Origin of the sequence: Kitasatospora sp. NPDC059817 (genome assembly GCF_042731835.1) — a bacterium.
In the GTDB taxonomy this organism is placed as follows: Bacteria; Actinomycetota; Actinomycetes; order Streptomycetales; family Streptomycetaceae; genus Kitasatospora.
The window spans coordinates 34,533-45,670 of record NZ_JBHWIR010000011.1; the positions used below are offsets into that span (position 1 = coordinate 34,533).

The following is an 11,138-nucleotide window of genomic DNA, read 5'->3' on the forward strand; positions in this document are numbered from 1 at the left end:
TGTGTATACGCGCCCGCGGGCGCCGACCCCGCCCCCTCCCCGGCGGGGGGGGCCGGGGGCGCGGCCGGCGGCGGGGCGGGGCCCGGCGGGGCGGGGCCCGGCGCTGGGTCCGGCGCGGCCGGTGTCGGGGCCGGTGCGGGGGGAGCCGGGTGCGGTCGGGGAGGCCGCGTCGGAGGGCAGAGTCATGGGGGAGCTCTCCTGGGGTCGTACGGACGAGGGTAGAGCGGTCGGCCGCCGATCGGGTGCGGGCGGTCGACGGGGAGCGGACGCCGTGGGGGGCGTTCCGGCGGGCGGGTACGGGGGGATCCCGGGGGGTCAGTGCGTGCGTCGGCCGCCGAGCCAGGTCCCGGCCACCGGGACGGCGGCCAGCTCGGCGGCCGGCACCGCGTAGGGGTCGGCCGCCAGGTGCACCAGGTCGGCCCGCATCCCGGGGCGCAGCACGCCCCACTCCGCCTCCTCGAAGGCCTGGTGCGCGACGCCCGCCGAGTACGCCGCGAGTGCCTCGGTGAGGCCGATCCGCTCCTCGGGCAGCCAGCCGCCGGCCGGCAGGCCGTCCGGGGTCTGCCGGGTGACGGCCGTGGCGAGACCGGCCAGCGGCTCGTAACGGGTGACCGGCCAGTCGCTGCCGAAGGAGACCCGGGCGCCACCGCGCAGCAGGGCGGCGATCTGGTACTGCCGGGCGCCGCGCTCGGGGCCGAGCCGGGGGAGGGTGAGTTCGGTCATCAGCGGGTCGGTCTGGGCCCACAGCGGTTCGAAGTTGGCGATCACGCCGAGTTCGGCGAAGCGGGGCAGGTCGGCCGGGTCGACGAGCTGGACGTGGGCGATCACCGGGCGGCGGGCGCGCAGGCCGTTGCGGCGGGTGGCGGCCTCGACGGCGTCCAGGGCGATCCGGACGCCGTGGTCGCCGATGGCGTGGATGTGCGGCTGGAAGCCGAGCGCGTCGACGGCGGTGACGGCGTCGGCCAGTTCGGCGCCGGTCCAGTTGGCGACGCCGTGGGAGTGCGGGCAGTCGCTGTAGGGCGCCAGCAGGGCGGCCGTCCCGGACTCGACGACGCCGTCGGCGAAGAACTTGACCGCCCGGGCGGTGAGCCGGCCGCGCCCGCCGGCCTCGACCCGCTCCCGGTCGGCGGCCAGGGCGGGGAGCCGTGCGCGCCAGCCGTCCGGTTCGAGCAGCAGCGCGAGCCCGGCCCGGACGGGCAGGTCGTGTTCGGCGACGGCGGCGAGCCAGGTGTCGACCTGCGCGGGCTCGATCCAGGCGTCCTGGAGCCAGGTGAGCCCGGCGGCGGCGAGCGCGGCGGTGGTCTCGCGCAGGGCGGCGACCTGCTCGGCGAGCGGGAGCGGCGGGACGAGCGCGAGGACGGGGTTGAGGGCGCCGAACTCGCGCAGGGTGCCGAGCGGGGCGCCGTCCGGGCGGCGGACGATCTCGCCGCCCACGGGGTCGGGCGTGTCCGGCCCGTACCCGGCGCGGCGCAGCGCCTCGCTGTTGGCCCAGCCGGTGTGGTGGTCCATGGTGCGCAGCAGGACGGGCCGGTCGGGGACGGCGGCGTCGAGCAGCTGGGCGTCGAACAGGCCGCCCTCGGCGAGCCACGGGTCGACGGCGTCCCCGGTGATCCACTCGGCCTCGGGGTGCCGGGCGGCCCAGGTGCGGACGGCCTCGACGACCTCCTCCAGGCTGGTGCAGTCGCGCACCGGCACGCCGCGCAGCCCGATGGCGCCGATCAGCGGGTGGAGGTGGCCGTCGCCGAAGGAGGGCAGCAGGGCGCCGCCCGCCAGGTCGACGGTCTCGGTGCGGTCGTCGCGCAGGGCGAGCGCCGCGTCGCCGAGGGCGGTGATCCGCCCGGCGGTGACGGCGAGGGCGTGGGTGGCGGGGTGGGCGGGGTCTCCGGTGTGGATCCGGCCGCCGGTGAAGATCGTGTCGGCACGCATGGGGGAGCGTCCTCTCCGGGTCGCGGCAGGCGACGAGGGCGACCTGCCTAAACCGAATGGGGTTCGGTTACCGTAGGCGCGGCACCGGCGGGTGCGGAAGAGTTTTATTGAAAGCCATTCAGTAACGCTTGGGTAACGATGATCTTGAGGGTTCTCCGGAAGGCTCCCTGAAGGGCTCCCCGAAAAACTCCCCGAAAGACGAGGGACCGGCATGGCCAGGCCGCGCACACCCCTGCTGGACCGGCAGCGCATCGTCGACACCGCGCTGCGGCTGGTCGACCAGTCGGGCGACCTCACCATCCCCGGCCTCGCCGGCGCCCTCAAGGTCAGCCCCTCCGCGCTCTACCACCACGTCGCCGGCCGGGCCGAGATCGTCGCCCTGATGCGCGCCGAACTCGTCCGCACCATCGGCGAGCAGTCGATGTGGGACCAGCCCTGGGACGCGGCGCTGCGCACCTGGGCGCACGCCTACCGGGACGCCTTCGCCGAACACCCTGGCATCGTCCGCCTGCTCGCCACCGCCCCGCTCGCCGAATCGTTCATGCACGAGCTGTACGAGCGTGCCGTCGCCACCCTGGAGGGTGCGGGCTTCGCCGCGCGGGACGTGATGGGCGTGATCACCGCCCTGGAGAGCTTCATCCTCGGTTCCGCCCTCGACCTGGTCGCCCCGGACGTCATGGTCGACGCCGTCGACCGTGACGCCACCCCGCGCCTGGCCGACGCCCTCGATGCCGTCCCCGCCGGCCGCGAACGCGCCGACCGGGCCTTCGAGCTGGGCCTCACCGCCCTGATCGCGGGCTACCGGGCGCTGCTGCCCTGACCGCCCTCCGTGCTGGAGCCGGGGCGCGCCGGGGTTGGGTCGCCGCAGTTCCGCCGGGTCCGGTCCCGTTCCTCCATCCGGTTTCTGAGCAGGCGTGATGACCTGCTAATGTTCTTCTCGTCGGGAGGGAAACAAACTCCCGAGCAGGCGTCAGCGGTGCTACCAGAGCACGTCCTACTTTCAGTAGGAAGAGTCCGTGCGACCCGGGCCTGGCGCTCCACCCGAAGGGGCTCGTTCCGTCCAGCGGAACGGGCCCCTTCGTCATGTCCGGGAGCTCCGGCGGCAGTCGGCGTGCGGCGACCCGGTGGTGTGGACCTGTTTGCCCGGTCCCCCTATCGCATGTCGGCGGTCGAAACCCTGCCGTGCGGCCGGTTCTCGGCCAAGCTCCCCTGCCAGGTGGTCGGCGGGTGGCGGTGGGCTGCGGTCCGCGACCGTCCCCGGGCCAGCGGGTTCGCCCGGCAGCGGTGGCTGACGTCCTGTCACACCTTGGCCGGAAGTGGACGCTACTGATGTGAATATGCCATTGGAATGTTCGTCATATGGAATCCGGCAGTAGCCTTCCGTGTCGAGCCCGCCACTGCTGGTGGCGGCCCGGCCGTGCCGTGCTGCGCCCGGCTGCCCAGACCCCCTCGAAGGAGCCGGTGTGCCGGGTATCGACGAATGCCTCGCCGGAGCGATGTCGATCTCCGGGGCACGCTCCGCGAGCCTGGTCGACTGGAGCAGCGGACTCGCACTCGGCAGCCTCGGCGAGTGCCCGACCGGTGACCACGAGACCGCGGCCGCCGAGACAACCGACTTGGTACGAGCGGCCGTTGAGAGCCAGACCTTCACCGGGGCGGAGGACCGGCGGTCGCCGTTACAGGACGTCATCGTCACCGCCGGCCGCAGCTACCACCTCATCTGCTTCATCGACACCGTCTTCGACAGCCGCCTCGTCCTCCACCTCTGGCTCGACCGCGCCCAGGGCAACCTCGCCGCCGCCCGCTACCGCCTCCAGGCGCTCGCCGAGGAACTGGTGCTGGGGTGAGCGGGACGCCCATCGCGGCCATCGGGTTTCGGCCAGCACGCCGGACGGGCCGCCCCCGCCGCCCGCGCTCCACCGGGCGGTGGCCCCGATGAACGCCGCGCCCGCCGCCGTCCGCCCGCCCGCCACGCCGCAGACCCCCGGCGAGGCCCTCGGCCTGCTCGCGGCCCGCCGCGCCACCGGCGCCCTGTGCGGCCCGCTCGGCAGCCTGCACCTCGTCGACGGCCAGGTGGCGCACGCCGACTCCCCGCGCGCGCCCGGCCTGGCCGAACTCCTCACCGGCTGCGGCCGGATCACCCCCGGGCAGTGGGCGGAGCTGCTCCGGCTCGACGGCCCGCGCGCCCGGGTCGGTGAGGCACTGGTCGAACGGCGGCTTCTCACCCGGGGCGAGCTCGAACTCGGCCACCTGGGCACGCTCTTCGACGCCGCGTTCTTCGTCCTCGCCGACCGGACCGGCGGCGTCTGGCGGTTCGAGCCCGACGCCCGGCACTGGCTGGGCCCGGTGGCCACGGTCGACCCCGGCCGGCTGCGCCGCGAGGTCGAGCGCCGGGGCCGGCTGCTGGAACGCATCTGGCCCTGGCCGCAGCTCGACACCGCGCCGGTCCGCCCGGTGGTGCCGGTCCCACGGCCGTCGCACCGCCCGCCCGGCCGCCGCCGGCGCGAACTGCTGGACCACGCCGACGGCCGAAGAACCCCGGCGGACCTGGCGCGCCTGCTCGGCCGGTCCGGCTTCGGCGTCACGGCGGACGTCCGCCGCCTGGCCGCCGCCGGGCTGCTCGACGCCCCGCGGCACGCCGCACCGGCGGCCGCGTCGGCGGTGGCACCGAGCGCCGCGACACCTGGGGCATCTGGGGCACCCGCGGCACCTGGGGCACCTGGGGCGCCGAGGCCCGCGGCGCCCGTCGCGGAAGCCGAGGCGTCGGCTCCCGAGGCGCCGGCTCCCGCTCGCCCGCCGGGAGGAGGCCTGCACCGCCGGGTCCCCGGCGCCACCCTCACCGGCGCCACGCCGTCCGGTCCCGTGGCCCCCACCCGCTCCGATCGCCCGCCCACCACGGCAGCGGCCCACCCGCCGCTGGCCGTCCCCGACCCGGACATCGCGCTGCTGACCCGGGTCCGAACCCTTCTGGAGGCCCGACTTTGAACCACTCTCCACCCGCGACCCCGCCGTCCCGGCCATGAGGCGGGTGCTCAAGCAGCGTGTCGGAAGGAGACAACTGATCGCCTTGGAGACCGAACTGCTCGCCGAGCTCCGCGCCGTCAAGCAGCGCGTCCCGCACCTCGCGGGTGGCCTGGTGGCCAGCGTGGACGGCCTGTTGGTCGCGCACGACACCCACGGGGCGGAACCCTCCGGCCTGGCCGCGATGACGGCGGCCTCGCTGTCGCTGGCCCAACGGCTCGCCGACACCACCGGCCAGGGCGAGTTCCGCGAGTCGCTGGTGCGCGGCGAGCACGGCTACGTCGCCACCTACGCGGCCGGGGGCAGCTGCGTGCTGGCCCTGCTGGCGCACCCGGACGTCAACGTCGGCCGGCTGCACCTGGAGGCCCGCCGCTCGGCCCAGCGGATCGCCGGGCTGCTCAGCGACAGCCTCCTGCCGAAGGACCCCCGCGACCCGGCCTGACCGGCCTGACCGGCCAGGCCCCCGGCCCGACCGTACCTATCACCCCAGCACCCCACCACCGAAAGGGAGTTACCCAGATGACCGACGCAGCCGGCGCGCTCAAGCAGGCCATGACCAGCATCGAGGGCGCCATCGGCGCGGCACTCGTGGACTACAACAGCGGAATGGCGCTCGCCACCCTCGACGGCCCCGGCGGGCTGGACCTCAACGTGGCCGCGGCGGGGAACACCGACGTGGTCCGCGCCAAGATGCGCACCATGGACATGCTCGGCCTACAGGACGGGATCGAGGACATCCTGATCACCCTCAGCAGCCAGTACCACCTGATCCGGCCGCTCGCCGGCCGCACCGGCAAGGGCCTCTTCCTCTACCTGGCGCTGGACAAGGCGCGGGCCAACCTGGCGATGGCCCGCCACCAGCTCACCAGGATCGAGGCCGACCTGGAGGTCTGACAGGTCGGACAGGCGGACAGCTCGAAAAGCTCGGACAGGCCGGAGAGTCCGACCGGACGACGCGTCGGCCCGGCGCCGGCTCAGGCCGCGCCGGGCGCCGTCCACCGGACCTCGCCGCCCGGCAGCCCCGCGCACACCGCGCCCTCGGCGGTCTCCACGCTCCACGGCGCGAGCTGCGCGTGCGGCGGGACGGACAGCGCGCCGCCCTCCGCGAAGGCCAGCTCCAGGCCGCCGGCGAGGGTGATCTCGGCGGTGTCGACGGTCCGGCCGACGAGCGCGAGCAGGGTGCCGGTCGGACGGACGGTCAGCGCCGGAAAGTAGTGCTCGACCTCCGCCGGGGCGGTGAAGGAGGGCGCGGCGAGGCGGAACTCGTGCGCCACCCGGACGGTCACCGGTCCGTCGAGGGTGAGGTCCAGTCGGTCGCCGCCGCTGACCGACGCCACCCGGCGGCCGGCCAGTGCCTCCGTGATCCCGTGCTGCGTGATCCCGTTCTGCATGGCCCCAGTGTGACCCACCCGACCCGGCCTTGTCCGCCCTGCCCAACAGCCCCGCCCGACCGGCCCGCCCGACCGGCCCGCCTGACTTGCCCTCCTGAACCCGCTAGACCCGCCCGGCCCGCCCGCCGCTACCCGGCGGCGCGTCCGCGCACCAGCTCGGCCGGCCCGCCCGCCCGCTTGCGCGCGGCCAGCGCGGCGGCCGTCCGGGCCCAGGACGGGCCGGTCAGCAGCGCCCGTGCCTCGGCGGGGCCGCAGAGCCGCCACTCCACCAGCTCCTCCTCCGGCAGCGCGATCGAACCGAGCATCCGTTCCGTCACCGTGCCCCCGTCGAACACGGACACCAGCACGGCGGTGTCCCGCCCGGTCGCCGGGTCGGCCTCCGGGTCGGCGGCCGCCCCGGGCTGCCAGTCCAGCGCCAGCAGCCGCCCCGGTTCGACCTCCCAGCCGAGTTCCTCGCGGATCTCGCGCCGGACGGCCGCCCGGGGCAGTTCCCGGTCCGCCTCGATCCCGCCGCCCGGCAGCGTCCAGTACGGCACCCGGCCGCGCGGCCCGTCCCACGGCCGCAGCCGGACCAGCAGGACCCGCCCGGCGTCGTCGGTGAACAGGGCCCGCGCCTTGGCCCGGATCCGCGGGCGGGTGGCGATGTAGGTGGCCCGGTCCATCGGCGGCTCGTACCCGGGCCCGCCGGGGGCGGAGCCCAGGGCTGGCGCGTCGGCCAGCCCGGTGTACGCGGGCGGCGGTTCGTCCGCCGGCAGGTGGTCGAGGGTGTGCCCCACGGGCCTGCTGTCCTCCAGCTCCAGCGGACCGGCCGACCGCGGCGCCCGCAGGCAGGCCGTGACCCGGCGGGACAGCAGGGGCGGCAGCGCGTGGCCCGCCTGTTCCGGGGTCAGCCAGGCCCAGCCGCCGACCTCCGCCGCGTCCGGCCGGATCGCCGCGGCCTGTTCGGCGGTGATCGGCTGCGCCCAGTACAGGTACGCGGCGATCGGCGGCCGGAAGTGGTCGAGCGTCCAGTCGACGCAGGCCAGCGGCCCCAGCCGGGGCGTGAACCCGAGTTCCTCCACCACCTCGCGCAGCGCGGTCTCCCGGGGCGAGCGGTCCTGCGGCTCCCACCCGCCGCCCGGGATCGCCACCGGATGCTTCCGGTCGTACGGCAACCGCACCACCAGCACCCGCCCCCGCTCGTCCGGGAAGAGCACCCCCGCCGCCGCCAGCAACTCCCGCCCGCTCCCGGATGACGCGTCCACCGCTGCTCCCTCCGTCAGGCCCGGTTCGAAGGCCGTGTCCCCCCGACGACTCGGCGGACCCCTTTCATGGTTCCCCCCACGAGCCGTCCTAGCCGAGCCCGCGCCGCCTCACCCCAGTGATGCGAGGGCCTGGGCCGCCGCGCGGGCCATCTGCTCGTCGTGCCGCCCGCTGGACCCGCGCAGCCGGGCGAGGCCTTCGGCCGCCGCCAGGGCGAGCAGCCCGGGCAGCAGGTCGGTGCTGCGGGCGGCGACCCAGCGGGTGCCCTGGGTGGCCATCCACCACAGGTCGGCGGCCCGGCCGGGTGGAGCCTCGGCGGGGGTGTCGACGGGCGGCGGGCCGAGGGGGTGGCCGGCGGCGGCGAGCAGTTCGTGGAACCGGCGGGCGATCAGGTGGTGGCCCTCGGCGCTGGGGTGCAGCCGGTCGACGCTGAGCAGCCGGCGCTGCGCGCACCAGGGCAGCTCGGCGATGTGCAGGTGCACCGCCCGGTGCCGGGCGGCGAGGGCGTGCACGACGGTGTTGACGGCCTGCATCCGCCGCGCCAGCGGTCGGGCCAGCGGCGCGGGCAGGCGGAGCAGGGTGCCCGGATCGGGCAGGCAGGCGGTCAGCAGGACGGCGCCGTGGCTGGAGAGTTCGCCCAGGGTGGCGTCCAGCTCCAGGGTGGTGCGCCGGATGTCGAAGCCCGCCCGTAGGGTGTCGTTGCCGCCGACCACCACGGCCGCGAACCGCGGCCGCAGTGCCAGTGCGGCGGGGAGTTGACGATTCGTCAGATCAGCGGTCAGGGCGCCGCTGCACGCCAGGTTGGTGAACTCGACGCCGCCCTCGGGTGCCAGCGACCGGGCCAGGACGGCGGCCCAGCCGCGCCACCCCTCGCCGACCGGGTCCCCGACCCCTTCGGTCAGCGAGTCCCCGAGCGCGACGAACCGCACCGGCCCGCTGGTGGCCGGGCGGCCGTCCGCGGACCGGTCACGCCCGGTGCCGAGCACGCTCATCCCAACCCTCCTCCACCGCACCGGGGTTGCGCACGCCGGGGTTCCGCATGCCGGGGTTTCGCACGCCGTGGGCCGCGAGGAACGCGGCCACCGCGGCCGGCCAGCCGTACCGCTCGGCCTGGGCCCGGGCGCCGGCCCGCCGCGCCTGCTCCGGGCGTGCCAGCAACTCCCGTACCGCCGAGGCGAATCCGGCCCCGGTGTCGGCGGCGGCCATCCCGGCCAGGCCGATCAGTCCGGGCAGCGCGGAGGAGCGGCTGACCGCCACCGGAGTCCCGCAGGCCAGCGCCTCCAGCGCGGCGAGCCCGAAGGTCTCCACCGGCCCGGGCGCGAGCACCACGTCCGCGCAGCCCAGTAGCCTGGCCAGTTCCTCCCGCCGGCCCAGGTGCCCGAGGAAGCGCACCGGCAGCCGCAGCCGCTCCGCCCGGGCCGCCAGCCGGTCCCGCAACGGTCCGGCCCCGGCCACCACCAGGACGGCCGGCAGCCCCCGGGCCCGCAGCGCGGCCAGCGCCTCGACGGCCCGTTCGGGCCGCTTCTCGGCCGAGAGCCGGGAGCAGAGCACCAGCAGCACGTCGTCCGGCCCGCAGTACCGTGCCCGCTCCCGGGCCCGCGCGGCCGGCGGCAGCGGGCGCATCGTGTCCAGGTCCACGCCGAGCGGGGCCCGGACCAGGTTGGGCACGCCGATCCGCCGGAACTCCGCCGCCGCCCAGTCGGTGGTGCAGAGCACCGCGTCGTACGTACGGGCCGTCGCCGCGTTGAGCCGGTCGGCGGCCGCGTCGGCGAGCGGGCGGGGCAGCCCCCAGGCGCGCAGCAGCCCGACGGCGCTCTCGTGCGACACCATCACCGAGCGGACGCCGTGCCGCCGGGCCCAACTGCCGGTCCAGCGCAGCGTGGTGCGGTCGGACACCTCCAGCCGGTCGGGTTTCAGCCGGGTCAGTTCGGCGGCCACCGCCCGCCGGTCGGTGAGCACCCGGTAGCCGCCGCTGGCCGGCAGCACCGGCCCGGGCAGGGTGACCACCAGGCCCTGCTCGCACTCCTCCTCGCTGCGCCGCTCCCCGGGCACGATCAGCACCGGCCGGTGCCCGGCGGCCAGGTAGCCGGCGCCGAGGTGGCGCAGCGCGGTGCGCAGGCCCCCGGAGACCGGGGTGACGAAGTTCGCGAGCCGCACGATGGTCAGTGGCTCGCGGTCGGCGGTGTCCGTCATGCCGGCAGCTCCTCCACGACGGCGACCGGCTCGACGACCGCCGGGGGAGCGGCAGGGGGAGCCACCGGTGTGCCCCGGTGCTCGGCGAGGACCTCCGCGTAGTGCCGCAGCAGCAGGTCGCCGACCGCCTCCCAGGTCCGCGCGGTCACCTCGGCCCGTCCGGCGCGCCCGTACGCGGCCCGCCGCCCGGGGTCGGCGGCCAGTTCCGCCACCGCCCGGGCCGCCGCGGCGCCGTCCCGGGGCGGCACCAGCAGGCCCGTCCGGTGGTGCGCGACCAGGTCCAGCGGGCCGCCGGCGGCCGGGCCGATCACCGGCACGCCGCTCGCCATCGCCTCCTGGATGGTCTGGCAGAAGGTCTCCAGCGGGCCAGTGTGCACGAACACGTCCAGGGTCGCGAAACAGCGGGCCAGTTCCTCGCCGGTCCGGCGGCCGAGGAAGACCGCGCCGGGCATCGAGGCCCGCAGCCCGGGCCCGGACGGCCCGTCCCCGATCACCACCACCCGCACCCCGGGCAGGGCCGACGCGGCGGCCAGCAGGTCGACCCGCTTCTCGGGCGCCAGCCGCCCGACGTACCCGACCAGCACCTCGCCACCCGGGGCGAGCGCCCGGTGCAGCGCCTCGTCCCGGTGCCGGGGGTGGAACCGCACCGAGTCCACCCCGCGCGGCCACAGCTGCACCCGGGGCACCCCGTGCGCGGTGAGGTCCTGGGCGGCGGGGGTGGACGGCGCCAGCGTCCGGGCCGCGGCCCGGTGCACGGCCCGGATCCGCCGCCAGGCGGCCGCCTCCCCGAGGCCCCGCCCGGCCCGGTAGGCGTGCGCGTACCCGGCGAGGTCGGTCTGGTAGACGGCCACGGCGGGGACGCCGAGGCGGGCCGCGACCTGCATCCCGCGCGCGCCGAGCACGAACGGGCTGGCCAGGTGCACGATGTCCGGCCGGTGCCCGGCGACGGCGGCCGCCAGCTGCCGGCTCGGCAGCGCGATCCGCACCTGCGGGTACCCGGGCAGCGGCACCGACGGAATGCGCACCACCGGCAGCTCCACCGTTTCGGAGCCGCCGAAGGTGTGCGGCGGGCACGCGGCGCCCCGTGCGGGTGCGGGGGTGACGACGAGTGGCTGGTGGCCCCGGCGGACCAGATGCTCGGCCGTCCGCAGCACGCTGTGGGCGACTCCGTTGACCTCGGGCGGAAAGGATTCGGTGACGATGACGACGCGCATGCCAGAGTTCTGTCCGCGCCCGGCGTGCACCCGGCCAAAGGGATCTGTCGTACAAGCGAACGCGGGTCGGCGATTTGGCACCCCGGACAGCGGCCGCACCCGGCCCCCGCCATGGCGACCCGCCGCCAGCATGGGGACCGCGGGGGGCGCG

Annotated in this window: 11 protein-coding genes; 5 read left to right on the top strand and 6 right to left on the bottom strand. The window is 76.5% G+C overall.

Going from position 1 to position 11,138, the window contains the following annotated elements; genetic code table 11:
• Nucleotides 1-315: 315 nt before the first annotated feature.
• Nucleotides 316-1,926 carry an amidohydrolase gene (locus ACFV61_RS04125; protein WP_380490041.1) on the bottom strand — a complete coding sequence of 537 codons (1,611 nt, stop codon included), beginning with the start codon at nt 1,924-1,926 and terminating at the stop codon, nt 316-318.
• Nucleotides 1,927-2,137: 211 nt separating this feature from the next.
• On the opposite strand from ACFV61_RS04125, the gene ACFV61_RS04130 reads away from it, so the two are divergent.
• From ACFV61_RS04130 to ACFV61_RS04150, 5 genes are all read left to right on the top strand, one after another.
• Complete coding sequence (locus ACFV61_RS04130; protein ID WP_380490043.1) at nt 2,138-2,746, top strand: TetR/AcrR family transcriptional regulator C-terminal domain-containing protein; 609 nt, start codon at nt 2,138-2,140, stop codon at nt 2,744-2,746.
• 643 nt (nt 2,747-3,389) lie between these two features.
• On the top strand, nt 3,390-3,773 hold the full coding sequence (locus tag ACFV61_RS04135) for a hypothetical protein (RefSeq protein WP_063350270.1): 384 nt from the start codon (nt 3,390-3,392) through the stop codon (nt 3,771-3,773).
• Nucleotides 3,774-3,861: 88 nt separating this feature from the next.
• Nucleotides 3,862-4,911, top strand: a complete 1,050-nt coding sequence (locus ACFV61_RS04140; protein WP_380490046.1) for a hypothetical protein — start codon at nt 3,862-3,864, stop codon at nt 4,909-4,911.
• A gap of 34 nt (nt 4,912-4,945) precedes the next feature.
• Nucleotides 4,946-5,389, top strand: a complete 444-nt coding sequence (locus ACFV61_RS04145) for a roadblock/LC7 domain-containing protein (protein ID WP_363370967.1) — start codon at nt 4,946-4,948, stop codon at nt 5,387-5,389.
• Nucleotides 5,390-5,466: 77 nt separating this feature from the next.
• Complete coding sequence (locus tag ACFV61_RS04150; RefSeq protein ID WP_063350272.1) at nt 5,467-5,841, top strand: hypothetical protein; 375 nt, start codon at nt 5,467-5,469, stop codon at nt 5,839-5,841.
• A gap of 80 nt (nt 5,842-5,921) precedes the next feature.
• On the opposite strand, the gene ACFV61_RS04155 is transcribed toward ACFV61_RS04150, so the two are convergent.
• From ACFV61_RS04155 to ACFV61_RS04175, 5 genes are all read right to left on the bottom strand, one after another.
• A complete protein-coding gene (locus ACFV61_RS04155) occupies nt 5,922-6,338 on the bottom strand; it encodes a DUF6188 family protein (RefSeq protein ID WP_063350273.1) in 417 nt (138 codons plus the stop codon).
• 128 nt (nt 6,339-6,466) lie between these two features.
• Nucleotides 6,467-7,582, bottom strand: coding sequence for an NUDIX domain-containing protein (locus ACFV61_RS04160; protein ID WP_380490048.1), 1,116 nt, complete (start codon nt 7,580-7,582; stop codon nt 6,467-6,469).
• A 108-nt stretch (nt 7,583-7,690) separates the two neighbouring features.
• Nucleotides 7,691-8,572 carry an SGNH/GDSL hydrolase family protein gene (locus ACFV61_RS04165; protein ID WP_380342460.1) on the bottom strand — a complete coding sequence of 294 codons (882 nt, stop codon included), beginning with the start codon at nt 8,570-8,572 and terminating at the stop codon, nt 7,691-7,693.
• On the bottom strand, nt 8,547-9,773 hold the full coding sequence (locus tag ACFV61_RS04170) for a glycosyltransferase (protein WP_380490050.1): 1,227 nt from the start codon (nt 9,771-9,773) through the stop codon (nt 8,547-8,549). Before ACFV61_RS04170 ends, ACFV61_RS04165 begins: the two co-directional genes overlap by 26 nt.
• Nucleotides 9,770-10,987, bottom strand: coding sequence for a glycosyltransferase family 4 protein (locus ACFV61_RS04175; RefSeq protein ID WP_380490052.1), 1,218 nt, complete (start codon nt 10,985-10,987; stop codon nt 9,770-9,772). The genes ACFV61_RS04170 and ACFV61_RS04175 overlap by 4 nt, the downstream gene beginning before the upstream one ends.
• Nucleotides 10,988-11,138 lie beyond the last annotated feature (151 nt).